The sequence below is a fragment of the Rahnella sp. 1L-D-7-B-C2 genome, assembly GCF_057290995.1.
The window spans coordinates 48,372-72,668 of sequence record NZ_JBXAVQ010000010.1; the positions used below are offsets into that span (position 1 = coordinate 48,372).

The window sequence follows — 24,297 nt, forward strand, 5'->3', positions numbered from 1 at the left end:
GCGAAAGTGGGCGATTTCCGTTGTAAAACACACACTAATTCTCTGTAAAACAAAAACTTTAGAGTCTTTAAGCACTGACCGCTATTATCCTCACATTCCGAGTGTGATTTTGTGATGTCACTCAAACTTTAAATCGGTATGACAAGTTATTTCTCTGTCAGCAATCCCCGCCGCCCGCTGACGGCTTGCATAAAGCCGTTTTAACTCTCTTTTCCTCGATTGTGAACAAATCGTAAAGTTGTTACACCACTTTCGTTTGATTTTTCCGGTACTGGTTGTTACGTAACCAGTGAAAAGTGTGACGCATGTCGACAAAAAAACTATTAACTCTGTAAAATCAAGTAAATAACCGTGAAGTTAAAAAAGTTAAGTAAGCACACAGTTTAAATGTGGTTTTGTGATGTCATTCAAATTTTAAATCTGTATGACAAGTTATCTTTGCTGCGTCCGGACAAGAGCGTCAGAGATTACCTGCCACGTCCTTTCGCTGTTGCCGGACAACACTTCTCAGGTGCAGTCAGCCGGAAGGTGAAGCAGTTGTTCTGGTGTGCAGGAAGTTCATCGGATCCTTACGCACAGATAAGAATAAAGCAGTGCGTGAGTCATCGGGCAGCTCCCCCAGCGAAATCCTCTGGCGGCGATGTTCCCGGAAAACACTTTAAGGAAAAGCCAGAAGCCCATGCTGAGTCAGATGGCGCGAAATGTGCGATGACAGGCTCAGCCGTCATTGCCGGATTATTTACTGGGAGTGAGTTAAATGGGTAAGATCAAAGGGTTACGCTGGTACATGATCGGGCTGGTCACAGTCGGGACTGTACTGGGTTATTTAACACGTAACGCCATAGCCGCTGCAGCACCGACACTGATGAGTCAGCTCAACATCAGTACACAACAATATTCTTATATTATCGCCGCCTATTCTGCCTGCTATACCCTGATGCAGCCGGTAGCCGGTTATGTTCTCGACGTGATGGGCACCAAAGTCGGTTACGCCATGTTTGCCATCATGTGGGCCATCTTCTGTATGGCGACCGCGCTGGCCAGCAGCTGGGGTGGACTCGCTATCGCGCGTGGTGCTGTCGGTATGGCAGAAGCCGCGATGATCCCTGCCGGCCTGAAAGCCAGCAGCGAATGGTTCCCGGCAAAAGAACGTTCTATTGCCGTCGGTTACTTTAACGTTGGTTCTTCTATCGGCGGGATGATTGCGCCACCGCTGGTTGTCTGGTGCATCATCATGCACAGCTGGCAGCTCGCGTTCGTCATCACCGGTGGGCTCAGCATGCTTTGGGCAATCAGCTGGTTAGTTCTCTACAAACACCCGAAAGACCAGAAAAAACTCAGTAACGAAGAACGCGATTACATTCTGGAAGGTCAGGAAGCACAGCACCAAACCACCAACGGCAAGAAAATGTCTGCCTGGGAGATCCTGCGTAACCGTCAGTTCTGGGGTATCGCGCTGCCACGTTTTCTGGCTGAACCGGCCTGGGGCACATTCAATGCCTGGATCCCATTGTTTATGTTCAAGGTGTATGGCTTCAACCTGAAAGAAATCGCGATGTTCGCCTGGATGCCGATGCTGTTTGCTGACCTCGGTTGTATCCTGGGTGGTTATCTGCCGCCGTTCTTCCAGAAACATTTTAAAGTGAACTTGATCGTTTCCCGCAAAATGGTCGTGACCATGGGTGCAGTCCTGATGATAGGCCCTGGCATGATCGGCCTGTTCACCAGCCCTTACGCTGCTATCGCTTTATTGTGTGTGGGTGGCTTTGCTCACCAGTCACTGTCTGGCGCGCTGATTACGCTCTCTTCTGATGTGTTTGGTCGTAACGAAGTGGCGACAGCCAACGGACTGACCGGGATGGCCGCCTGGACAGCAAGTACCCTGTTTGCACTGGTCGTTGGTGCGCTGGCCGATACCATCGGTTTCAGCCCGCTGTTTGCGGCGCTCGCCGTCTTCGACTTGCTGGGTGCAATCATCATCTGGACAGTATTGCAGAACCGTTCCGCCGTTGAACCGGTACCGGCTCCGCTAAAAACCGCGAAAGCCTGATCCGCTGATTGCAGCCCGGTAAGATCCTTTGCCGGGCTTTGCTTTTTCTGAGATATCCCCCCTGCCTTTCTGACCAATGCACGGTGCATCCCCTCTTCTTAAACCGTATACTGGTACTTGTATAACAGGTCCCGGGATCTGTCAGACTCATTCGTTGCAGGTTCACTACTTTAAAGAGCACTCACATGGAATCCACAGACACCAGACGCCTTTATCAACAACTGGCTGCCACGCTCAAGGAGCGCGTTGAGACCGGAGTCTATCCGGTTGGCGAGAAACTTCCCGCCGAACGTCTGATTTCCGATGAAATGAACGTCAGCCGCACCGTGGTACGCGAAGCGATAATCATGCTGGAAGTGGAAGGTTATGTGGAAGTCCGTAAAGGATCGGGCATTCATGTGATGTCCAACCAGCAGCGCCATCTGGTCGTGCCGGATTGCGGCAGTGAATTTGGCACCGCAGGTCCGTTTGAGTTATTGCAGGCGCGCCAGTTGATTGAAAGTAACATTGCGGAGTTTGCCGCCACGCAGGTCACCAAGCAGGACATCATGCGCCTGATGGAAATTCAGGAGCATGCGCGGCAGGAAGACCGGTTCCGTGATTCAGAATGGGATCTTAAATTTCACGTGCAGGTGGCGCAGGCGACGCAAAACAGCGCGCTGGCCACCATCGTCGAAAAGATGTGGAGCCAGCGTCTGCACAACCCGTACTGGCGCAAGCTGCATGAACATATCGACGAAAAGTCGATCGAAAGCTGGTGTGAAGATCATGACCTGATCCTTAAAGCGTTGATCCGCCGCGATCCGCACGCGGCAAAACTGGCAATGTGGCAGCATCTGGAAAACACCAAACAAATGCTTTTCCGCGCCACCAGTGATGATTTCGAGTTCAATGTAGACCGTTATCTGTATTCAGAAAATCCGGTGGTTCATCTCGATCAGCCTCTGGTGAATAATAAATAAACCCGCATTACGGCAGGTTCATTCACCCAACCTGCCATTTTCCTGCCTCTGCAAGAAACTTCTCTTCCCTGTCAGTCACTGTCGAGTAGTGTCAGTCAATGTAAAACCCTTTTCCATAACGTGCTTCAGGCTTAAATGATCGGCCCCGACGCGCTATATTTACCTGTCTGAGCTATTGTTATTTTGTTACAGTTAGACGACTTTTCTTACCCGTTTGCGCCAGGTGAAACACGGCAAAACGACGCGTAGGAACGCACAAGACTCGCAACCAGACCGCACGCCAGGGAAGAGGCGACCAATATCAGCCTTACAGGTAGCGTCGAGACAGTTTCTCCGCTGATGTATTTCGCTGACTCACTGAACATGATGGAGTTTTAAGAAACAGATGGAAATTATCAGTTCTCTCATCGATGCACTCTGGCAACAAGATTATAAAACCCTGGCTGACCCATCGCTGGTCTGGGCGCTGTACCTGATTTTATTCATGATCATTTTTCTTGAAAACGGCCTGCTACCTGCGGCGTTTTTGCCCGGCGACAGCCTGTTAATTTTGGTCGGTGTGCTGATCGCCAAAGACGCGATGAATTTCCCGCTCACCATTTTCCTGCTGACCAGCGCTGCCAGCCTGGGTTGCTGGCTCAGTTATGTGCAGGGGAAATGGCTGGGAAATACGCGAATAGTCCAAAGCTGGCTCGGGCACTTGCCTGTTCATTATCACGAACGCGCCCACGCGCTGTTCCATAAACACGGTCTTTCGGCCCTGCTGGTGGGCCGTTTTCTGGCCTTCGTCCGCACCCTGTTGCCGACCATCGCCGGTTTATCAGGGCTTAGCAGCAGCCGCTTTCAGTTCTTCAACTGGGTCAGCGGATTCCTGTGGATCATGATCCTTACCTCGCTGGGCTATTTCCTCGGTAAAACGCCGCTGTTCCTCAAATATGAAGATCAGGTGATGAACTGTCTGATGTTATTACCGGTGCTGTTGCTGATCGGCGGGCTGGTCGGTTCGATTGTGGTGCTGTGGCGTAAAAAGCACGCCGACCGCCAGAATAAAGGCAAAAGCGCATAATGAGCCGCAGGTTTCTTAAACGTTCTTTTCTTTTGCCGGTGATGATCATGCTGCTGGCCGCCGCCGCCATGATAGGGCTGGCTGTTTCACGGATACCCGCCAGCGGCAATGCGCTGCAAATCCGCCCGGCTAAAGCAGGTATTTCGCTACCTGACGGCTTTTTTGTATATCAGGGGCTCAGCCAGCGTGGGATCCATATCAAAAGCATTACGCCACTCGATGACGGACTGGTTATTCAGCTCGATTCCTCTGAACAGCGCCAGATGGCGCAAAGCGTTTTGCAGGATATTCTGCCGCCAGGATTCCTTATTCAGAACTGTGAGCCGCCCCATGCGAGGGTGTGGCTGGATAAGCTCAACCGGGACCGGTTGAAGTTTGGGTAAGCACTTCGGCTGTTTTGGTTAAATTGTCTGATATCACCGCCCATTTGGCGGTGATATTATTTATAAGCTAGTTATACACAAAATCTATTGTTTGACGTTCTCTGTTCAAGGAATTAAGTGCCACACTCACTTAAACATCAAAAGGAAGCTATACGATGAAACTGACCTTATCTGCACTGCTGCTCACCCCTGCGTTACTCTTCACCACAACCAGCTTTGCTGCACCACAGCCTGAAAGCTGCGTGACCAAACAACACGAAATTCAGAAACAAATCGACGAAGCCCGCGCGCACAAAAATCAGAACCGCGTTAATGGTCTTGAGAAAGCGCTGCGTGAAAATAAGGCGCATTGTACCGACGCTGGCTTGAAAGCTGAGAATGAAAAAGGTGTTAAAGAGAAACGTGAAAAAGTCAGCGAGCGCGAGCAGGAGCTGAAAGAAGCTCAGGCAAAAGGCGATCACGATAAAATCGTTAAAAAACAGCAGAAGTTACAGGAAGCACAAGCGGAATTGAAAGAGGCTCAGGGCCACTAATTTCGTTCCGTCAGAGGTGATTTTGCACCCTGCCACGGAGGATTTTTGGGTGATCTTGCTTTTTGAAACAGACAATTCGCATTTGCGATCACCTGAATATCCGCTATGTTAAAAGTTCGAATCAGTTAACGTATGGAGTGACTTACACATGGCGAGTAATACATCAGAACAACTGCGGGCTGAATTAAAGTCATTGGCAGATACCCTGGAAGAGGTGCTCCAGACTTCTACCGATAAGCCGAAAGCTGAACTCGATAAACTGCGCGGTAAAGCAGAATCCCTGCTCAAAGACACGCGCGCACGTCTGAGCGATACGGGTGACAAAATTGCCTATCAGACAAAAGAAATTGCCGGCAAAGCCGACGATTATGTACATGAAAAACCCTGGACGGGCGTCGGTATTGGTGCCGCGGTCGGCGTAGTCATCGGCGTTCTGTTAGCTCGCCGATAATTATGGCTGAACCGTTAAAACCTGCACCACAAGGACCGGGTAAAGGGCTTTTCGACATCATTCAACGTGTCGCCACCGTGGTGGTCGGCATTGTCGAAACGCGCGTCAGACTGGCCGTAATTGAGCTGGAAGAGGAAAAGGCCAATATTTTCCAATTGCTGCTCATGGCCGGTATTACCCTGATCTTTACTGCCTTCGGCCTGATGAGCCTGCTGGTTGTCCTCTTCTGGGCAATCGATCCGGCTTATCGCCTGATGGCCATGGGCACTACGACCGGCGTACTGCTGCTGCTGGCGGTGATTCTTGGTGCAATGACGCTGGCGAAAGCTAAGCGATCCACACTGCTCAGCCTCACGCGCAAGCAACTTGACGTCGATCGCGCCCTGCTTGAGAAGGATGACGAGCAATGAGCACCCCGGACCGCGCTATCGAGAAAGTCAGAATTTTGCGCAAGATACAGCGCCAGCGGAATGAGTTATCTCATGCCGGTGCTGACTGGCTGGATGCCACTGCAAAAATCGACCGCGGCTGGGTGAAACTCGTGGATATGCGTAAATATCTGGTGGTTGGCTCCAGTCTGGTCGCCGTCTACGGTATTCGCCATCCCAGCGTGATTGTCCGCTGGTCACGACGTGCTTTCGGGATCTGGGGAACGGTACGTTTGTTCCGTAAGACCTTCGCTCAGAAATAAGCGCTCTGCTCTTCACGTCAATGCTTTCACTTCTGAGGGCCGGATGAACATTCATCTGGCCCTTTTCTTTTTGAATAACAATCCTAAGCCCGTTCAATTTTTTTGAAGCTTTCAGACAGATTTACTTGCTAACAAAGCATCGTCATTCCCCCTATTATCTCGTCATCAACTGATGCGGTAACGGCAGGAAACATTTTCCGACCGGGCCGGTAACATTTAAAGCTCAATTTGAGCACATGACGTTCGGAGAGAAATTAGATGACTAAGTTACAAGACACTGCCCTGCTGGTTGCCCGTATTCTGATGCCAATTCTGTTTATCGTCGCAGGCTGGGGCAAAATCAATGGTTACACCGCAACCGCCGGTTACATGACTTCCATGGGCGTGCCAAGCTTCTTCCTGCCACTGACCATCCTGCTGGAATTCGGCGGCGGCCTGGCAATTCTTTTCGGTTTCCTGACCCGTACTACCGCGCTGATTACCGCCGTCTTCACCATCCTGACCGCGCTTATCTTCCATACTGATTTCGCTCAGGGCGTTAACCAGATGATGTTCATGAAAAACCTGTCCATTGCCGGTGGTTTCTTCGTCCTGTTTGCTTCAGGTCCTGGTGCATTCAGCATCGACCGTTTGATCAAGAAAAACTGGTAATCGTCCGACACCAGGGATAACGCCGGACATCGCGCCGGCAATACCCGGCTATACTTGAATAATTAGATAATATGTAAGACCTGCAGGGCGATGTGATTTATCACCTCGCCCTTTTTTATTTCTGAAAAAACATCTGAAAGCAAGGTAGAAGACCATGGGACAATTAGTAGATGGTATCTGGCAAGACACCTGGTACGACACCAAGTCTACCGGCGGACACTTCAAACGTTCCGTATCGCAATTCCGTAACTGGGTAACTGCAGACGGCACTCCCGGTGAACATGGCGTGGGCGGCTTTGCGGCAGAACGCGACCGCTATCATCTGTATGTTTCTCTCGCCTGCCCGTGGGCGCACCGGACTTTGCTGATGCGTACGCTAAAAGGCCTTGAGGATATTATTCCGGTTTCCGTAGTACATCCGCTGATGCTGGAAAATGGCTGGACCTTCGGGACCGATTTCCCGGCCGCCACGGGCGACGATCTGTATCACCTGAACTTTGCCTATGAAATCTATCTGCGCGCGCAGAAGGATTACACCGGACGCGTCACGGTGCCGATCCTGTGGGACAAAAAGCAGCAGACCATCGTCAGCAATGAATCCGCCGATATCATCCGTATGTTCAACAGCGCGTTTGACGCCGTGGGTGCGCGAGCGGGCGATTATTATCCGCAGTCTTTACGTCCGGCGATCGATGAGATTAATGAATGGGTATATCCGCAGATCAACAACGGCGTGTATAAAGCCGGTTTCGCAACGTCTCAGGATGCTTACGATGAAGCGGTGAATGGCGTGTTTACTGCGCTGGAACGCGCGGAGGATTTACTGGGTAAACACCGTTTTCTGACCGGCAATCAGCTGACCGAGGCCGATCTTCGCCTGTGGACTACGCTGGTGCGATTTGATCCGGTTTACGTTACGCATTTCAAATGCGACCGTCACCGCATCAGCGATTACCCAAATCTTTACGGCTTTCTGCGCGATATCTATCAGATGCCGGGCATCCGTGATACCACCGACTTCGCGCATATCCGCAACCACTATTACCGCAGCCACGCGACGATCAATCCTTACGGCATTATCTCCACCGGCCCGGCGCAGGATTTAGAATCGGATCACGGTCGCGATACCCGCTTCTGACCTGCTCCTTCCCCTTTCACAAGGGGGAAGGCTGGAAAAGTATGGGAGTGATGAGCGAAGACAAAATCACTTCGCTTCGCGCGTGCCCAGCAGTTTAACGATTTCACGCAGGAACCAGGCTTTGGCCTCGCCCATGCTGTCGCGACGCCACGCCATAATGATGTCGGTTTCGTGATTGTATTCCGCACTCACCACCCGCAAACGCCCTTCGGCGATGTCTTTTTCCACCATCGGATACGGCATCGTCGCCACACCTAAGCCTGCCAGCAGGGCCTGACGTTTTTCTTCCAGCGTACTTACCGTCAGACGTTGTTGTTTGTCCAGCAGCTGCACGGTCAGCACCGGGCGCTCGCGGGCGGTATCGGCCACGGCAATCCCGCGATATTTTACGCGACTGACGTCTGAAAGCGGTTCCGCTTCCAGATGGATGGGATGATCCGGTGCGGCCACGTACACGCTGACCAGCTTATACAGCTTACGGCTGTTGATTTCCGTCGATGAGCGGAAGTGCATATCGGGGGCGATGACGATGTCAGCGCGGCCCTGCTCAAGACGTTCCCAGGCACCGGCCAGGACTTCGGTGATTAGCGACACCTGCGTATTGGCTTTCAGCGCCAGTTTTTCAACCAGCGGAAAGAGTTTAGTCGCCGGTGACAGCGCTTCACAGACGATGGTGATCTGCGTTTCCCAGCCACGCGCCAGCGCTTCGGCATCGACGGTCAGTTTATCCGCCGCTTCCAGCAGTACGCGGCCACGTTCGAGCAGCATACGGCCCACATTGGTGAATTTTGTCCGATGACCTGAACGGTCAAACAGCACTACGTCCAGCTCCTCTTCCAGCTTTTGCATGGTGTAGCTCAGGGCTGACGGGACGCGGCCCAGCTCATCGGCAGCGGCGGCAAAACTGCCCCGCCGGTCTATGGCGTCCATGACCCTTAAAGCTTCCAGTGTGAGTGCGCGATCCTTAGCCATTCTTTTCTCTTTCAGGAAATTTGAATATAGCGACCAGATTAACTGGCTAACAATCACACGTCCAGACGCTTACCATTTATCCATTGAAATTTTTAACTGAGGCGACCGCCATGATTACCAGCAGAACGGCAAAAGAGTGCGGCACCGCTGACTTTGGCTGGCTGCAAGCCCGCTACACGTTTTCCTTTGGCCACTACTTCGATCCTAAATTGATGGGCTACGCCTCATTGCGCGTGCTGAATCAGGAAGTGCTGGCGCCAGGTGCCAGTTTTCAGCCACGAACTTATCCACGTGTGGATGTATTGAATCTGGTATTACAGGGGGAAGCCGAGTACCGCGACAGTGAAGGGCACAGCGTGCGCGTAAAAGCGGGAGAAGCGGCGTTGTTATCGACCCAGGCCAACGTCAGCTACAGCGAGCTGAACACCAGCGATAAACAACCGCTGACGCGCATGCAGCTGTGGCTCGATGCCTGCCCGGAGCATGAAAATCCGGTGACGCAAAAAATGGCGCTGCCAAATACGAAAAGTTTTCTGCTGGCTTCTCCGGATGGCGAAGCGGGCAGCCTGCAACTGCGGCAAAGCGTGTGGATCCATCATCTGGATTTAGCCGCGGGTGAACATATTTCGATTCCAATCCGCGGGCCTCGTGCGTATTTACAGTCAATTCATGGACAGGTGGATGCGCAGGGCTCAGCCAGCCGCGAATCCCAAAAACTGACCTGCGGCGATGGCGCGTTCATTCATCAGGAAAATAGCCTGACCGTCTCCGCCAGCACGCCGCTGCGGGCATTGCTGATCGATTTGCCGGTCTAAAATATTTTGCGAATCACAGAAAGGCGAAAGCCCGCACAGAGTTATCTGCGCGGGCTTTCTTTTGACGAGGGAATTGACCGTTAAGCCGCTTTCATTTTATGAAAAGGGTCGTGGACAGTCATTCGTCTGTATAAGCTTCCGGAAAGATAAAACCCCGCGCAAATTGCTCTGCGCGGGGTTTCTTTAGACGAGGGAGTTGACCGTTAAGCCGGGTTCTGTCGTGGACAGTCATTCGTCTAGGCCAGCAATCGCTCACTGGCTCAAGCAGCCTACCCGGGTTCAGTACGGGCCGTACCATGTGAACCCCTATTTGGCCTTGCTCCGGGTGGAGTTTACCATGCCACGAACTGTTGCCAGCCGCGCGGTGCGCTCTTACCGCACCCTTTCACCCTTACCTGATCCCACTTGCGTGGGCCATCGGCGGTTTGCTCTCTGTTGCACTTGTCGTAAGCTCGCGCTTCCCAGGCGTTACCTGGCACCCTGCCCTATGGAGCCCGGACTTTCCTCCCCTCCATCTGTCTCCCCCGAAAGGGACGGCAACGAAGCGGCGACTGTCTGGTCAACTCCGCGGCGGATGATAGGGTATTACGCCCTATTTGTCACCCTCTTGCTCATCAAGCGCGTATTTATACAACGCATTCTTTTTCACACCGTGGATTTCGGCGGCCAGCGCGGCGGCTTTTTTCAACGGAAGTTCTTTTTGCAGCAGCGCCAGCGTGCGCAAAGCTTCTGCCGGTAACGCCTCGGTATCGGCTTTATGGCCTTCAACGATCAGGACCATTTCACCGCGCTTGCGCGTTTCATCTTCAAGCACCCAGGCCAGTAATGCGCCGACGCCGTCGCCGCGAATATTTTCCCAGGTTTTGGTCAGCTCACGGGCAAGCACCACGTAGCGATCCGGCCCCCAGACTTCCACCATATCCTGCAGGCTGTCGAGCAGACGATGGGTGGATTCATAGAAAATCAGCGTGCGTGGCTCTTCGATCAGTGCCTGAAGGGTATCTTTTCGCGATTTTGTTTTCGCAGGCAGAAAACCTTCATAACAGAAGCGATCGGAAGGCAAACCGGCGGCGGATAACGCCGCGATCGCCGCACAGGCACCCGGCAAGGGCACCACGCGCACACCGGCTTCACGACAGCGACGCACCAGATGGTAGCCGGGGTCATTAATCAGCGGCGTTCCGGCATCGGAAACTAGCGCAATGCTTTGACCTTCCTGAAGTTTTGATAATAAATGCTCAGCTTTTTGCTGTTCGTTGTGGTCATGAAGCGGATACATTTTGGCGCTGATACCAAAATGGTGCAGCAATAATCCGGTATGACGGGTATCCTCCGCCGCAATCAAATCCACGCTGCTCAGCACGGCCAATGCACGTTGGGTAATATCCCCTAAATTGCCGATTGGCGTGGGTACGATGTACAGCGTTGATGCAGAAATATCTGCTTGATCGTGTTGATTCATTGTTTCATCCGGATTGCCGATTTAATATTGAGCATCTTGAAAAAAACATCACTGGAAACTGAATGCCTTCCTCAATGACTTTTCGTACCCGTTCGGGACGTTTGCTCCCTGCCATTATCGTAGCGATGCTTCTCGCCAGCTGTACCGGTCAGTCGCCACAGGCACCGACTGAAAGTGTCCAGGGGGCAGCGTCCGGCAGCTCTGACTATTATCTGCAACAGGCACAGCAAAGCGGTGATGATAACAAGGCTGACTGGCAATTGCTTGCAGTGCGTGCCCTGATACGCGAAGGCAAACTGCCTCAGGCGGCCGATCAGCTCGCCAAGCTGCCGCAGAATCTGAGCTCAGAACAAACCACCGAGCAGCAACTGACCGCCGCCCAATTGCAAATAGCGCAGAAGAATTTCACCGATGCGGCGACCAGCCTGAGTAAGTTGGATCCGACCAACCTGACCAATGATCAGAAGGCACGTTACTATCAGGCGCAAATCGACGCCAGTCAGGGCCGCACCAGTCTGGGGGTGATCCGCGCGTATATCGCACAGGAACCGCTGTTGCAGGGCCAGCCGCATCAGGACAATATCGACCGCACCTGGATGTCGCTGACACAGCTTTCTGCGCAGGATGCCGCCAGCATTGTTATCAATGCGGACGAAAATACATTGCAGGGATGGCTGGATTTACTCAGCGTCTGGCAGAGCAATAAGCAGGATCCCGATCTGCTGAAAGCCGGTATCAAAGACTGGCAGCGCCGTTATCCGGTCAATCCGGCAGCCAAAAATCTGCCAACACAGCTGAATAATGTGCTGACGTTCCAGCCAGCATCTACCGGTAAAATTGCGCTATTCCTGCCGATGAGCGGCCCGGCGCAAGTGTACGGCAATGCCATCCAGCAGGGCTTTAATGCCGCGATGACCGGTCAGATTTCGCAACCGGCACCACAAAATGCACCGGTCGATCAAAATGCGCAGGCTCAGCCCGCCACGGATCCTGATGCCGCTGTCAGCACCTCTGCGCCGGACGCGAGCGCAAGTACAGCAACGCCGCCAGAACAGCCGCAAACGTCTGTTCCTGCCGCCGTACCGGTTGCCAGCAGCAATGCACAGGTCAAAATCTACGACACTAATGGCCAGCCGCTCAGCGCGTTGCTGACGCAGGCTCAGCAAGATGGCGCAACGCTTGTCGTCGGTCCGTTGCTGAAAGATCAGGTGAACGAGCTGTCCTCTGATCAAACCCCGTTGAACGTTTTAGCGCTCAATCAGCCAGAAACTGAGAAAAACGCCCCAAATATCTGTTACTTTGCGCTCTCGCCGGAAGACGAGGCACAGGATGCCGCCCGCCATATGTGGTCGCAGCAAAAACGTATGCCGTTACTGCTGGTTCCGCGTGGCAACTTTGGCGACCGAATCGCACAGGCGTTTGCTAATGAATGGCAGAAGCTGGGAGGTCAGACCGTCCTGAAACAAGGTCTGGGTTCTGCGGGTGAATTACGTTCATCCATCGGCAGCGGTATTCGTATGACAGGGACGCCGGTCATTGCCAGCAATGCAGCCGCTCCGGCACAAGCGCAGGGTGTGACCATCGGCGGGATCACCATTCCTGCACCACCGACTGATGCTCAGATTGTTCAGGGCAGCTCAGGCGGCGCAGTGGATTCAGTCTACGTAGTCGCCACACAAAGCGAACTGACGCTGATTAAACCGATGCTCGATATGAGTGGCAGCGGCCGTTCACGTCCTTCTGTCTATGCCAGCTCCCGCAGCTATCAGGCCGGTGCAGGTCCGGATTACCGACTGGAAATGGAAGGCGTGCAGTTTAGCGATATTCCATTGCTGGCAGGTTCTAACCCGGCGCTGATGCAGCAGGCCACCGCAAAATTCGGCAACGATTACTCGCTGGTGCGTCTCTACGCAATGGGGATTGATGCCTGGAATCTGGCCAATCACTTTTCCCAAATGCGCACGTTGCCGGGCTTTGAAGTTTCCGGCAGCACAGGAGATCTGAGCGCCAACGCTAACTGCGTGATCCATCGTAAACTCCCGTGGCTGCAATACCGTCAGGGCTCGCTGGTGCCGGTTTCCTCTTAAGACGTGATTCTAAGGGATACCTGAAACAGCGCTAGCGCGAAGGGAATTCAGAACTTTACAGGTACAAGGACGTACTGATGTTTGGAAATGTGTCAAAGTTGCGCGCAAGATCGTGTGGGGATCAGTATGAGGCTTTCGCACGACACTATCTTGAACGCGAAGGGTTAACCTTTGTGGCGGCCAATGTGGCATGCCGCACGGGAGAGATAGACCTGATCATGCGCGACCAGCAAACCTGGGTGTTTGTTGAAGTTCGCTACCGGCGCAATGCGAAATTTGGCGGCGCGGCGGAAAGCGTAACGCGTCAAAAACAGCAGCGATTACTGCGCGCTGCATCTTTCTGGCTTGCCGCACGTCAAGCAAGCTTTGACACATCATCTTGCCGTTTTGATGTTTTTGCCATCACCGGCAGCCAGATAGAATGGCTGCGTGATGCCTTCAATGCGGAATAAATATTATGACGACTGACTGGACGAAAACCCGTGCTGGATAGAATCAAAGTCTGCTTTACCGAAAGTATCCAAACCCAGATTGCAGCGGCAGAAGCCTTGCCTGACGCGATTTCCCGCGCCGCGATGACGCTGGTGCAATCGCTGCTCAACGGCAATAAAATTCTGTGCTGCGGTAACGGCACTTCTGCGGCCAATGCTCAGCATTTTTCCGCCAGTCTGATTAATCGTTTTGAAACTGAACGTCCGAGCCTTCCAGCAATCTCACTCTGTGCAGATAACATTGTGCTGACCGCCATCGCGAATGACCGGCTGCATGACGAAATCTATGCCAAACAGGTGCGGGCGCTGGGACAAGCGGGCGACGTTCTGTTGGCTATATCTACCCGCGGCAACAGCCGTGATATTGTGAAAGCCGTTGAAGCAGCGGTAACCCGTGATATGACGATTGTGGCACTGACGGGTTATGACGGCGGCGAGCTGGCGGGTTTACTGGGGCCTCACGACGTTGAGATCCGCATCCCGTCCCATCGCAGCGCCCGTATTCAGGAAATGCATATGCTCACAGTGAATTGCCTCTGTGACCTGATTGATAGCACGCTGTTCCCTCACCAGGACGATTAAGGAGTTCCAATGAAGGCAAGTTCCCTCTTTGCAGTAGTGTTTAGCGCCCTTCTTTTACAAGGTTGTGTTGCCGCCGCCGTTGTTGGCGTAGCTGGCGTGGCCACCAAAACCACCACTGACCCGCGGACCGTCGGTACTCAGGTAGACGACAGCACGCTGGAAGCCCGTGTTTCCAATGCCATGAGTAAAGATAAACAGCTGAAAGACGAAGCCCGTATCGTGGCGACCGCCTATCAGGGCAAAGTCCTGCTGACCGGCCAGACACCGACGCCGGATATGGCCGCACGCGCCAAGCAGATTGCAGTTGGCGTGGAAGGTGCAACCGAAGTGTATAACGAGATCCGCACCGGCAAGCCAGTCAGCATGGGTACGGCGTCCACCGATACCTGGATCACCACCAAAGTCCGCTCGCAACTGCTGACCAGTGACTCAGTGAAATCGTCCAACGTGAAAGTGACCACCGAAAACGGCGAAGTCTTCCTGCTGGGGCTGGTGACACCAGAAGAAGGCAAATCTGCGGCGGGTATCGCAGCAGGCGTGAGCGGCGTGAAACACGTCACCACGGCGTTTACTTACGTGAAGTAATTCCGACGGTTGTCAGACGTTAGTGACGAAAAAGGACAGCGCTCAGGCTGTCCTTTTTTATGGTTCAACTCAGCCAGACCTAGTTCAGTTTATGTTCCACCAGGAAAGATTCGCCGCCGAGCTGGCTCATCTGGCGCAGGATCCACTGCTGTCTGCGCATAACATACGCCGACGGCGCGTTGACCTTAAAAAGATGTGGATTAGGCAGCACTGCCGCCAGCAATGCCGCCTGCGATGCGGTCAGCTTACTGGCGGGTTTATGGAAGAAGTGCTGAGAGGCCTGCTCGACGCCGAAGACGCCATCGCCAAACTCCACGATGTTCAGGTAAACCGTCAGGATGCGTCGCTTGGTCCAGACCGTTTCAATGCCAACGGTCAACCCGGCTTCCAGCCCTTTACGGATCCAGCTGCGACCGTCCCATAAGAAGAGATTTTTTGCGGTTTGCTGCGACAGGGTCGATGCGCCACGCATTTTACCGCCCTCTTTATCACGATCGAGCACCGACTGAATGGCATCCACATCAAATCCCCAATGCTCCGGGAATTTTTGGTCTTCTGCCGCCATGACGGCCAGTGCCATCGGCGAGGCAATTTCGTCCATAGACACCCAGTCGGAATGCGCGATGTAGCCAAAGTCGCCGGTCAGCCATGCCGAGACCTGCCTTTCCACCATGACAGCTGAAAATGGCACCGGCAAAAACGCGAAAATAACGATACCTGCTATCCATAAGCAGGGTATCAATATTAGTATACGTTTGAGCCATAACAGTGGCTTACGTAACAGACCTCTTTTAGAAGATTTATTCATTCAGCACTTTCCACAACACATCTGACCATCTAATCAATCTCCGTAAGAAGCTGCCGGTTCAGGCTAGCGAAATAACGACTCGAATTGCTAACAATCTGTTTATGTTGTTAAGATTTTTACCCATAAACTGAACAAATAAAAATTTTTTTGATCCATATCATCAATGAGTTCCGCATCATGGGAACCGGTTCCCACGCCTTTTATCTCATTTTTTTTTCGGGTGATCTCTGGTTGTAAGCGGTAAAAAATCGAAAAAAAATTGATTAACAACTCTAATGAATTGAATTACGTAAACTGAACGAATTCTCATCAATCCCTCTCTGAAATTTCTTGCCACTAAGTCAAACCTGCAACGCAAATAAAGCGAAATTCAGCGGGAAATTTACGCTTATGTCTGGCATTTTCCTTTCCAACCTAAGTGAAATTTTTTCATTATCTTTAGGCAACTCAAAACTGCCGTTCATTTTGATCAAAATATGATCACGCGATACCTATAAATCATGAATTACAGTGGGTTGCCACACTGTTATACAACTTCACGGTGATTAACGACACTGAAATTCTGTAGGAAAAACCAGCAAATCAGTGCCCTTATTTTCATGAACATAAGCAAAACTGCGTTCCTGTGTGGAGACATCAGCAACCTTCATTTGTAATCTCTCAAAAATCCTGCGATAAAGACTTGATGTTTTGTATAGACAAAGACTAATCTACATCACAGTTTTTAATGAATGTTGTAACAGTTCAGCTTATATTTGTTATGTTGATTGCTACAGGATGTATTAGACTTAACGCTTAATTCCAAGACCTGCGAAATCCAAACCCTAACAACTATCGTGGGTTACCTCTTTCCCTGGTGTTGGCGCAGTATTCGCGCACCCCGGCCTCGGCTGGGGTTATTTTTTTTCAGCGTTTGCCGTCCATTCGCGCAATACCTGTATATCATTTCGCCACTCGGCCTTCAGTTCATCAATCCATTCCTGCACGTTATCCCACCATGCCGGTAACGTCGGCGTCTGAATCTGCTGCGCCAGTTGTTGCAAATGCTTAAGACCTACCGAACCCGCCGCGCCTTTAATTTTGTGCCCTTCTTCCGCAATTCCTTTCTGGTCACGCGCTGTCATATTGGAATCCAACACCGCGAGATAACCCGGCATCATTTTTTCGAACATGTCTGCGCTCTGATAAATCAACTGCGGGCCAACCAGATCGATATACTGCTCCAGCATGGCGGTATCGAGTAAAGCTTCGCTGTCTTTCATCACTACGGGCTCCTTCTGCACAAGGGAAACATCGGGCTGATGATCCCAGAACTGCTGGATCTTCGCGGTCAGCGCAGAAACGGACAGCGGCTTGCTCAGCACATCGTCCATACCTGCGTCGAGATACTCTTTTTTGTCTTTCAGTACGTTGGCCGTGAGCGCGATCAGCGGCGGCAAATGCTGACCGGCGTAATCGGCGCGCAGTTTACGGGCGATATCCAGTCCGGTCATATCCGGTAGCTGGATATCCAAAAGCACCAGATCGAATTCCTGTGGATCGAACATCTCCAGCGCATCATGGCCGTTCATCGCCACTTCCACGCTGTTACCGAGTTTCTCCAGCACCGAGCGCGCCACAATGACGTTCAGCTCAATATCTTCCACCAGCAGCACGTGCAGCGCCGGCAGCGGCATATCCTCTTCTTCATCAGTCTGTGCCACCGGTGCATCCAGCGTCGGAGCGCGTACGGTTAACGTGAAGCTTGATCCCTGCCCCGGTACGCTGCTGACGGTGATATCGCCACCCATCGCCTGCGCCAGACGCTTCGACACGGCAAGACCGATACCGGTGCCGGTCGCCGGTTTGCCCCCGTTGCGATCTTTCACCTGATAATACATGGCGAAGATTTTGTCCTGCTCGTCCTGCGGGATCCCCATCCCCGAATCACGCACAACGAAACGCAGCATGTTGTTAGCTTCGTAATGCACACTCAGCACAATTTCCCCTTGGCGGGTGAATTTCACGGCGTTACCGATCAGGTTCCATAGAATCTGGCGTAAGCGCGTGCCGTCGGTAGTGATGCTGCGCGGCAAGGGTAAATCGGGATCCATAATGAACTTCAGCCCTTTCGGCTGCACCAGCAGGCCGGAGAGGTTTTCCAGATCGGACAGGAACTCAGTGAAATCCACCGGTTGGTTATCGAGCTGCACTTTGCGGCGCTCGATTTTGTCCATCTCGATAATGTCGTTGAAAATGTTGCCAAGGGTGATGGCGCTGACGTGAATGGTTTTCAGGTAGCTGTGCTGTTCTTTGTCGAGTTCGGTATCGAGCAGAATGCGGCTCAGCCCGACAATGCCGTTAAGTGGCGTACGCAACTCGTGACTGATGGTGGAAATAAACGTGGTCTTTTCGCGGCTGGCATTCTCCAGCGCGTCCTGGTAACGCTTACGCTCGGTAATATCGCGTCCGAAGCCCATCAGGCCATGGCGCTTACCGATACGATCGTAAAACGGTACTTTACGCAGTTCGAAGCAGGCTTTACGGCCATCCGGATACACCAGCCATTGTTCATAGGTCAGAGAAACGTTGTGACGGAATACTTTTTCATCGGTCTCCACCACTTTCTCGGCGATGTCCGGGGTATACACATCATCAGGCGTCAGGCCGATAAGCTGTTTCTCGCTTTTACCGGTCAGCAATTCCATCGCACGGTTACAGCCGGAGAATTCTTTATCTTCGTTGCGGTAATACACCAGATCCGGGGACGCATCGAGGAAGGAGCGTAATAACGCCGATTGCTGGCTCAGTTCGATCTGCGCCTGCTCGCGGTGATGCATTTCAAGTTTTAGCTTATCGACCACTGCCAGACGCGCTTCTTCTGCTTTCACGCGGTCGGCGATTTCCTGATTAAGTTGGGTGATATTGTCTTTCAGTTGCTGATTCAGTTCGAGATCGCGATGGCGCATCTCTTCCAGCTTATCAACCAGGCGCGTTAACCGCTGGCGCGACTCTTCAAGCTGCTCGACCACCACCGAGAGGAAGTACACGGCCCAGGGCGTGATCAGCAAACCAAAGAAAATGGACCGAACCACATCGATACTTTCCACCTGGCCACGCAGAAGCATGGTCACCGCCATCTGGACAATCATCGCCAGTACCACCAGCGCAGAGGCCAACAGCAGTGAGAATCTCACCAGCCCCAGTTTGACCATCAGATCGACATAATACTGCGCTAAAACCCGGATTTGCTTCATAACGGTTCCCTTAAAACGAAGTCGCGTGAATCATACCGCAAAACCTCACCGGGGTGAGTCTGAGGGCGGATATTGCGCAGAAAGTTTGTGAGCTGCACCTTGCAGGGGCTTGCTGTGGTGCAATGCGGGAAATAAGTGCAGAGTTATTGACTAATCTTCGCCGCGATATTATTAATATCGGCCGGCCATATTCTGCCCGTAGCCCGGCCAAATGCACTCCGGCTAACGTTTTTCTTCATTATCCCCGTAAACCTTTCTCTGAAGGCGCTGCCCGCGCAGGCATAACTATTCATTATTACTGCAAATAAAGTCATTCATGGCAGTATGAATAATTCTTATTACTGCTCCCGTATTAGTACATTATTACGACCCGGTTAAAAACAGTGACAAACCGCATCAGCACAGTCTTTTGCAGTATAAAATACTGGTAATTACGCCCGTGCCAGCATGGTGCGGAGATCTGAAGCTTTCTCCATAGTGAGTCAGCTCACACTTTACAGGCATGACCCCACCGAAAATACGCCAATAAAAACGACACAATTAATATATATTTCAATCAATTAAATCTCTTTATATCACTTTTAATATAACTTAATTCGCCATTTGACCTGTCAGTGCTTTCTCGCTAAGTTGGGAGTCCGCTGGAAGCAATCTCGACGGGTGAGCAACTCGTCATATTTATGCAGTAATTGAAGACTCCCTCATTAAAACAAGTCAACCACCACTTGTGAGCACCATCACGAGAGGCCTTTGACGGAGATGCCCGGGCATTCAACGCACCGCAAGAGTGCGCGAAAATGCGAGCAATCTCTGTCTATAGCGCCCTCGCGGTTGGTGTGAGAGTCTCGCAGAGCCTGGGGGGTTCACGATATGTTGTACGATAAATCCCAAGAGAGGGACAACTGTGGTTTCGGCCTGATCGCCCATATTGAAGGCGAACCTAGCCATAAGGTCGTGCGTACGGCAATCCACGCACTGGCGCGTATGCAACACCGTGGCGCGATCCTTGCTGACGGCAAGACCGGCGACGGCTGTGGCCTGCATTTACAGAAGCCGGACCGTTTCTTCCGGATGATCGCCGAAGAGCGCAGCTGGCGTCTGGCGAAGAACTATGCCGTCGGTATGCTATTCCTCAGCAAAGACGAAACAGAAGCGGCTGAAAGCCGCCGCATTGTTGAAGAAGAGCTGCAAAACGAGACGTTGTCCGTAGTGGGCTGGCGTGACGTTCCGACCAATCCGGATGTCCTCGGTGAAATCGCGCTTTCCTCCCTGCCCCGCATCGAACAGATTTTTGTCAACGCGCCTGCCGGCTGGCGTCCGCGTGACATGGAGCGCCGCCTGTATATGGCGCGCCGCCGCATTGAGAAACGCGTTCAGGATAAAGACTTCTACGTATGCAGTTTCTCCAACGTGGTCACGATTTACAAAGGCCTGTGTATGCCTGCGGATCTGCCACGCTTCTATTTAGACTTGGCCGACCTGCGTCTGGAATCAGCTATCTGCCTGTTCCACCAGCGTTTTTCGACCAACACGGTACCGCGCTGGCAGCTGGCTCAGCCTTTCCGCTATCTGGCGCACAACGGCGAAATCAACACCATCACCGGTAACCGCCAGTGGGCGCGCGCCCGTGCCTACAAATTCAAAACGCCGCTGATCCCCGATCTGCAAGATGCTGCACCTTTCGTCAATGAAACCGGTTCGGACTCCAGCTCGCTCGATAACATGCTGGAACTGTTCCTGGCGGGCGGTATGGACCTGCTGCGCGCCATGCGTTTGCTGGTGCCGCCAGCCTGGCAGCAAAACCCGGATATGGATAACGATCTGCGCGCGTTCTTCGACTTTAACTCCATGCACATGGAACCGTGGGACGGCCCGGCCGGTATCGTGATGTCAGATGGCCGCTACGCCGCCTGTAACCTCGACCGTAACGGCCTGCGCCCTGCGCGCTACGTCATCACCAAAGACAAGCTGATTACCTGTGCGTCTGAAGTGGGTATCTGGGATTACCAGCCGGACGAAGTGGTCGAAAAAGGCCGCGTCGGGCCGGGCGAACTGATGGTGATCGACACCCGCAGCGGGAAAATCCACCACTCGGCTGAAACAGACAACGATCTGAAAGGTCGCCATCCGTATAAAGAGTGGATGGAGAAAAACGTTCAGCGTCTGGTGCCGTTCGAAGACCTGCCGGAAGATCAGGTCGGTAGCCGCGAACTGGACGACACTACGCTGGAAACCTTCCAGAAACAGTTCGGCTACAGCAGTGAAGAATTAGATCAAATCATCCGCGTACTCGGTGAGAACGGTCAGGAAGCCGTCGGTTCGATGGGCGATGATACGCCGTTTGCCGTGCTCTCCAGCCGTCCGCGCATTATTTATGACTACTTCCGCCAGCAGTTTGCGCAGGTGACCAACCCGCCAATCGATCCGCTGCGTGAAGCGCACGTCATGTCTCTGGCAACCAGCATTGGCCGCGAGATGAACGTGTTCTGCGAAGCTGAAGGTCAGGCACACCGTCTGAGCTTCAAATCGCCAATCCTGCTGTGGTCTGACTTTAAACAGCTCACCCAGCTTGACAGTAAACACTATCGCGCTGAGACACTGGATCTGACCTACGATCCGACCGAGCAAAATATGGAGCAGTTCGTCCAGAAACTCTGTGACGAAGGCGAAGAGAAAGTGCGTAACGGCGCGGTGCTGCTGGTGCTGTCCGACCGCAACATCTCCGCTAACCGCCTGCCGCTGCCTGCACCAATGGCCGTCGGTGCGCTGCAGCTGCGCCTGGTTGAGAAAAGCCTGCGCTGCGACGCCAACATTATTGTTGAAACCGCCAGCGCCCGTGACCCGCATCATTTCGCGGTGCTGATCGGCTTCGGTGCCACCGCCGTTTATCCATACCTCGCCTATGAAACGCTGGCCAAGCTGGTGGATTCGCAGGTTATCGAGAAGAAATACCGTGAAGTGATGCTGAACTACCGTAACGGCATCAACAAAGGTCTGTACAAGATCATGTCCAAAATGGGCATATCCACCGTTGCCTCTTACCGTTGTTCCAAACTGTTTGAAGCCGTCGGTCTGGCGAAAGATCTTTGCAACACCTGCTTCAACGGCGTGGTCAGCCGTATCGGCGGCGCCGGTTACACTGACTTTGAACAGGATCTGCTGAACCTGTCCAAGCGCGCGTGGCTGAAACGTAAAACGCTGGATCAGGGCGGATTGCTGAAATTCGTCCACGGCGGTGAATATCATTCTTACAATCCGGATGTGGTCACCACCCTGCAAACGGCAGTCAACAGCGGTGATTACGATGACTATAAAAAATACGCCAAACTGGTTAACGAGCGTCCGGTCGCCACACTGCGCGACTTGCTGAAAGTAACGCCGAAAGACCAGCCGATCCCGGTCGATCAGGTAGAGCCGGCGGAAGGTCTGTTTACCCGTTTCGATACCGCAGCGATGTCTATCGGTGCGTTAAGCCCGGAAGCGCATGAGTCTCTGGCCGAAGCGATGAACAGCATCGGCGGACGTTCGAACTCCGGCGAAGGCGGCGAAGATCCGGCGCGCTACGGCACCAATAAAGTGTCCCGTATCAAACAGGTGGCTTCTGGCCGCTTCGGCGTGACGCCGGCGTACCTGGTGAATGCTGACGTTATTCAGATCAAAGTAGCGCAGGGTGCAAAACCGGGCGAAGGCGGCCAGCTGCCGGGTGACAAAGTGACGCCGTACATTGCGAAACTGCGTTATTCCGTGCCGGGCGTGACCCTGATTTCTCCACCGCCTCACCACGACATCTATTCCATCGAAGATCTGGCACAGCTGATCTTCGATTTGAAACAGGTCAACCCGAAAGCGATGATTTCGGTGAAGCTGGTTTCTGAACCAGGCGTCGGTACCATCGCGGTCGGTGTGGCAAAAGCCTATGCCGATTTAATCACCATCGCAGGTTACGACGGCGGCACCGGCGCAAGCCCGCTGTCTTCGGTGAAATACGCGGGCTGCCCGTGGGAGCTGGGTCTGGTGGAAACACAGCAGGCTCTGGTGGCCAACGGCCTGCGTCACAAAATTCGTCTGCAAGTGGATGGCGGTCTGAAAACCGGCTTAGACATCATCAAAGCGGCCATTCTGGGCGCAGAGAGCTTCGGTTTTGGTACCGGCCCGATGGTCGCGCTGGGATGTAAATACCTGCGTATCTGTCACCTGAACAACTGCGCCACCGGCGTGGCAACACAGGATGACAAACTGCGCCGCAACCATTACCACGGCCTGCCAGAGCGCGTAGTGAACTACTTCAAGTTCATCACGCAGGAAACCCGTGAAATCATGGCCGAGTTGGGCGTCAGTCAGCTGGTAGATTTGATCGGTCGTACCGACTTGCTTACCGAGCTGGACGGCTTCACCGCGAAGCAAAACAGCCTTGATCTTTCTGCGATGCTGGCGACCGCCACGCCGCACGAAGGCAAAGCGGTGTACTGCACCGAAGGTAACCCGGCCTTCGACAAAGGTCAGCTGAACAAAGATATTCTGGAGCAGGCATCGCCGCATATCGATTCTAAGCAGAGCAAAGCGTTCTACTTTGATATCCGTAACACCGACCGTTCTGTCGGCGCAATGTTGTCCGGCGCGATTGCTGAGAAACATGGCGATCAGGGCATGGCGGCAGATCCGGTGCGTATTAACTTCAACGGCACCGCAGGCCAGAGCTTCGGCGTCTGGAACGCAGGCGGTGTGGACTTAATGCTGACCGGCGACGCGAACGACTACGTGGGTAAAGGCATGGCCGGTGGCCGTATCGCCATCCGCCCGCCAATCGGTTCAGCATTCCGCAGCCACGAAGCCAGCATCATCGGTAACACCTGCCTGTATGGCGCAACCGGCGGCAAAATGTTTGCGGCGGGTCGCGCAGGCGAACGTTTCGCCGTGCGTAACTCAGGCGCGATTACCGTGGTTGAAGGCATCGGCGACAACGGCTGTGAATATATGACTGGCGGCATCGTCTGCGTGCTGGGTCGTACCGGCGTCAACTTCGGCGCAGGCATGACCGGCGGCTTCGCTTACGTGCTGGATGAAGATGGTGAATTCCGTAAGCGCGTCAATCCTGAACTGGTAGAAGTGCTGGAAGTGGCCGACCTGGCCATCCACGAAGAGCATCTGCGCGGTTTGATTATTGAACACGTACAGTTGACCGCATCAGCCCGCGGTGAAGAGATTTTGGCAAACTGGCCAGAATGGGCACCGAAATTTGCCCTGGTTAAACCGAAGTCCAGTGATGTCAAAGCATTGTTGGGTCACCGTAGCCGTTCCGCAGCTGAGCTGCGGGTACAAGCGCAGTAAGAGGTT

At 53.0% G+C, this 24,297-nt stretch carries 21 protein-coding genes and 1 other RNA gene; 17 read left to right on the forward strand and 5 right to left on the reverse strand.

What is annotated here, in order from left to right:
- The first annotated feature begins 387 nt into the window (after positions 1-387).
- The 11 genes from AC0Z7K_RS16325 to AC0Z7K_RS16375 all read left to right on the forward strand — a co-directional run bounded on the left by AC0Z7K_RS16325 (position 388) and on the right by AC0Z7K_RS16375 (position 7,925).
- A complete protein-coding gene (locus AC0Z7K_RS16325; protein ID WP_485615206.1) occupies positions 388-765 on the forward strand; it encodes a hypothetical protein in 378 nt (125 codons plus the stop codon).
- A complete protein-coding gene (locus AC0Z7K_RS16330) occupies positions 758-2,050 on the forward strand; it encodes an MFS transporter (protein WP_413530598.1) in 1,293 nt (430 codons plus the stop codon). Before AC0Z7K_RS16325 ends, AC0Z7K_RS16330 begins: the two co-directional genes overlap by 8 nt.
- 185 nt (positions 2,051-2,235) lie before the next feature.
- The gene (exuR, locus tag AC0Z7K_RS16335; protein WP_112169267.1) at positions 2,236-3,012 is read left to right on the forward strand and encodes a transcriptional regulator ExuR; all 777 of its coding nucleotides are present in this window, start codon (positions 2,236-2,238) and stop codon (positions 3,010-3,012) included.
- A 385-nt stretch (positions 3,013-3,397) separates the two neighbouring features.
- On the forward strand, positions 3,398-4,078 hold the full coding sequence (locus tag AC0Z7K_RS16340) for a DedA family protein (RefSeq protein WP_485615207.1): 681 nt from the start codon (positions 3,398-3,400) through the stop codon (positions 4,076-4,078).
- The gene (mzrA, locus tag AC0Z7K_RS16345; RefSeq protein WP_485615208.1) at positions 4,078-4,461 is read left to right on the forward strand and encodes an EnvZ/OmpR regulon moderator MzrA; all 384 of its coding nucleotides are present in this window, start codon (positions 4,078-4,080) and stop codon (positions 4,459-4,461) included. Before AC0Z7K_RS16340 ends, mzrA begins: the two co-directional genes overlap by 1 nt.
- Positions 4,462-4,616: 155 nt before the next feature.
- Positions 4,617-4,994, forward strand: coding sequence for a DUF1090 domain-containing protein (locus AC0Z7K_RS16350; RefSeq protein WP_485615209.1), 378 nt, complete (start codon positions 4,617-4,619; stop codon positions 4,992-4,994).
- A gap of 148 nt (positions 4,995-5,142) precedes the next feature.
- The gene (locus AC0Z7K_RS16355) at positions 5,143-5,445 is read left to right on the forward strand and encodes an ElaB/YgaM/YqjD family protein (protein ID WP_101074995.1); all 303 of its coding nucleotides are present in this window, start codon (positions 5,143-5,145) and stop codon (positions 5,443-5,445) included.
- Positions 5,446-5,447: 2 nt separating this feature from the next.
- Positions 5,448-5,855 carry a phage holin family protein gene (locus tag AC0Z7K_RS16360; protein ID WP_112169259.1) on the forward strand — a complete coding sequence of 136 codons (408 nt, stop codon included), beginning with the start codon at positions 5,448-5,450 and terminating at the stop codon, positions 5,853-5,855.
- A complete protein-coding gene (locus AC0Z7K_RS16365; RefSeq protein WP_485615210.1) occupies positions 5,852-6,136 on the forward strand; it encodes a YqjK-like family protein in 285 nt (94 codons plus the stop codon). Before AC0Z7K_RS16360 ends, AC0Z7K_RS16365 begins: the two co-directional genes overlap by 4 nt.
- A gap of 258 nt (positions 6,137-6,394) precedes the next feature.
- Entirely contained in the window at positions 6,395-6,787 is a 393-nt protein-coding gene (locus tag AC0Z7K_RS16370; protein WP_413530593.1) for a DoxX family protein, read from the forward strand.
- Between the two features lie 154 nt (positions 6,788-6,941).
- Positions 6,942-7,925, forward strand: a complete 984-nt coding sequence (locus AC0Z7K_RS16375; RefSeq protein WP_485615211.1) for a glutathione S-transferase family protein — start codon at positions 6,942-6,944, stop codon at positions 7,923-7,925.
- Positions 7,926-7,991: 66 nt separating this feature from the next.
- Here the strand turns inward: AC0Z7K_RS16375 and AC0Z7K_RS16380 are convergent, their stop codons facing one another.
- Positions 7,992-8,897 carry a LysR family transcriptional regulator gene (locus AC0Z7K_RS16380; protein ID WP_413530591.1) on the reverse strand — a complete coding sequence of 302 codons (906 nt, stop codon included), beginning with the start codon at positions 8,895-8,897 and terminating at the stop codon, positions 7,992-7,994.
- Between the two features lie 110 nt (positions 8,898-9,007).
- Between AC0Z7K_RS16380 and AC0Z7K_RS16385 the strand changes: the two genes are divergently transcribed.
- Positions 9,008-9,712, forward strand: coding sequence for a pirin family protein (locus AC0Z7K_RS16385; protein ID WP_413530590.1), 705 nt, complete (start codon positions 9,008-9,010; stop codon positions 9,710-9,712).
- Positions 9,713-9,900: 188 nt separating this feature from the next.
- Here AC0Z7K_RS16385 and rnpB read toward each other — a convergent pair.
- Positions 9,901-10,279: RNase P RNA component class A (gene rnpB, locus AC0Z7K_RS16390), an RNA gene on the reverse strand.
- 25 nt (positions 10,280-10,304) lie between these two features.
- The gene (gene rsmI, locus AC0Z7K_RS16395; RefSeq protein WP_112169248.1) at positions 10,305-11,174 is read right to left on the reverse strand and encodes a 16S rRNA (cytidine(1402)-2'-O)-methyltransferase; all 870 of its coding nucleotides are present in this window, start codon (positions 11,172-11,174) and stop codon (positions 10,305-10,307) included.
- Positions 11,175-11,236: 62 nt separating this feature from the next.
- Between rsmI and AC0Z7K_RS16400 the strand changes: the two genes are divergently transcribed.
- The 4 genes from AC0Z7K_RS16400 (at position 11,237) to dolP (ending at position 14,919) form a co-directional block, all read left to right on the forward strand.
- Positions 11,237-13,261 carry a penicillin-binding protein activator gene (locus AC0Z7K_RS16400; protein WP_485615212.1) on the forward strand — a complete coding sequence of 675 codons (2,025 nt, stop codon included), beginning with the start codon at positions 11,237-11,239 and terminating at the stop codon, positions 13,259-13,261.
- A 77-nt stretch (positions 13,262-13,338) separates the two neighbouring features.
- Positions 13,339-13,713 carry a YraN family protein gene (locus AC0Z7K_RS16405; RefSeq protein ID WP_485615213.1) on the forward strand — a complete coding sequence of 125 codons (375 nt, stop codon included), beginning with the start codon at positions 13,339-13,341 and terminating at the stop codon, positions 13,711-13,713.
- 30 nt (positions 13,714-13,743) lie between these two features.
- Positions 13,744-14,334, forward strand: coding sequence for a DnaA initiator-associating protein DiaA (diaA, locus tag AC0Z7K_RS16410; RefSeq protein WP_056776362.1), 591 nt, complete (start codon positions 13,744-13,746; stop codon positions 14,332-14,334).
- Positions 14,335-14,343: 9 nt separating this feature from the next.
- A complete protein-coding gene (dolP, locus tag AC0Z7K_RS16415) occupies positions 14,344-14,919 on the forward strand; it encodes a division/outer membrane stress-associated lipid-binding lipoprotein (RefSeq protein ID WP_413530579.1) in 576 nt (191 codons plus the stop codon).
- A 79-nt stretch (positions 14,920-14,998) separates the two neighbouring features.
- Here dolP and mtgA read toward each other — a convergent pair whose 3' ends face one another.
- Together mtgA and arcB are read right to left on the reverse strand one after the other, a co-directional pair.
- Positions 14,999-15,727, reverse strand: coding sequence for a monofunctional biosynthetic peptidoglycan transglycosylase (gene mtgA, locus AC0Z7K_RS16420; RefSeq protein WP_485615214.1), 729 nt, complete (start codon positions 15,725-15,727; stop codon positions 14,999-15,001).
- Positions 15,728-16,623: 896 nt separating this feature from the next.
- The gene (arcB, locus tag AC0Z7K_RS16425; RefSeq protein WP_485615215.1) at positions 16,624-18,963 is read right to left on the reverse strand and encodes an aerobic respiration two-component sensor histidine kinase ArcB; all 2,340 of its coding nucleotides are present in this window, start codon (positions 18,961-18,963) and stop codon (positions 16,624-16,626) included.
- Positions 18,964-19,833: 870 nt separating this feature from the next.
- Here arcB and gltB point away from each other — a divergent pair.
- Positions 19,834-24,291 carry a glutamate synthase large subunit gene (gene gltB, locus AC0Z7K_RS16430; RefSeq protein WP_413530576.1) on the forward strand — a complete coding sequence of 1,486 codons (4,458 nt, stop codon included), beginning with the start codon at positions 19,834-19,836 and terminating at the stop codon, positions 24,289-24,291.
- Positions 24,292-24,297: the final 6 nt, after the last annotated feature.

Excerpts from the sequence above, each read along its gene's own strand:
- AC0Z7K_RS16325 (WP_485615206.1), top strand. The coding sequence starts at position 388 with ATGTGGTTTTGTGATGTCATTCAAATTTTAAATCTGTATGACAAGTTA.
- AC0Z7K_RS16330 (WP_413530598.1), top strand. The coding sequence starts at position 758 with ATGGGTAAGATCAAAGGGTTACGCTGGTACATGATCGGGCTGGTCACA.
- exuR (WP_112169267.1), top strand. The coding sequence starts at position 2,236 with ATGGAATCCACAGACACCAGACGCCTTTATCAACAACTGGCTGCCACG.
- AC0Z7K_RS16340 (WP_485615207.1), top strand. The coding sequence starts at position 3,398 with ATGGAAATTATCAGTTCTCTCATCGATGCACTCTGGCAACAAGATTAT.
- mzrA (WP_485615208.1), top strand. The coding sequence starts at position 4,078 with ATGAGCCGCAGGTTTCTTAAACGTTCTTTTCTTTTGCCGGTGATGATC.
- AC0Z7K_RS16350 (WP_485615209.1), top strand. The coding sequence starts at position 4,617 with ATGAAACTGACCTTATCTGCACTGCTGCTCACCCCTGCGTTACTCTTC.
- AC0Z7K_RS16355 (WP_101074995.1), top strand. The coding sequence starts at position 5,143 with ATGGCGAGTAATACATCAGAACAACTGCGGGCTGAATTAAAGTCATTG.
- AC0Z7K_RS16360 (WP_112169259.1), top strand. The coding sequence starts at position 5,448 with ATGGCTGAACCGTTAAAACCTGCACCACAAGGACCGGGTAAAGGGCTT.
- AC0Z7K_RS16365 (WP_485615210.1), top strand. The coding sequence starts at position 5,852 with ATGAGCACCCCGGACCGCGCTATCGAGAAAGTCAGAATTTTGCGCAAG.
- AC0Z7K_RS16370 (WP_413530593.1), top strand. The coding sequence starts at position 6,395 with ATGACTAAGTTACAAGACACTGCCCTGCTGGTTGCCCGTATTCTGATG.
- AC0Z7K_RS16375 (WP_485615211.1), top strand. The coding sequence starts at position 6,942 with ATGGGACAATTAGTAGATGGTATCTGGCAAGACACCTGGTACGACACC.
- AC0Z7K_RS16380 (WP_413530591.1), bottom strand. The coding sequence starts at position 8,897 with ATGGCTAAGGATCGCGCACTCACACTGGAAGCTTTAAGGGTCATGGAC.
- AC0Z7K_RS16385 (WP_413530590.1), top strand. The coding sequence starts at position 9,008 with ATGATTACCAGCAGAACGGCAAAAGAGTGCGGCACCGCTGACTTTGGC.
- rsmI (WP_112169248.1), bottom strand. The coding sequence starts at position 11,174 with ATGAATCAACACGATCAAGCAGATATTTCTGCATCAACGCTGTACATC.
- AC0Z7K_RS16400 (WP_485615212.1), top strand. The coding sequence starts at position 11,237 with ATGCCTTCCTCAATGACTTTTCGTACCCGTTCGGGACGTTTGCTCCCT.
- AC0Z7K_RS16405 (WP_485615213.1), top strand. The coding sequence starts at position 13,339 with ATGTTTGGAAATGTGTCAAAGTTGCGCGCAAGATCGTGTGGGGATCAG.
- dolP (WP_413530579.1), top strand. The coding sequence starts at position 14,344 with ATGAAGGCAAGTTCCCTCTTTGCAGTAGTGTTTAGCGCCCTTCTTTTA.
- mtgA (WP_485615214.1), bottom strand. The coding sequence starts at position 15,727 with ATGAATAAATCTTCTAAAAGAGGTCTGTTACGTAAGCCACTGTTATGG.
- arcB (WP_485615215.1), bottom strand. The coding sequence starts at position 18,963 with ATGAAGCAAATCCGGGTTTTAGCGCAGTATTATGTCGATCTGATGGTC.
- gltB (WP_413530576.1), top strand. The coding sequence starts at position 19,834 with ATGTTGTACGATAAATCCCAAGAGAGGGACAACTGTGGTTTCGGCCTG.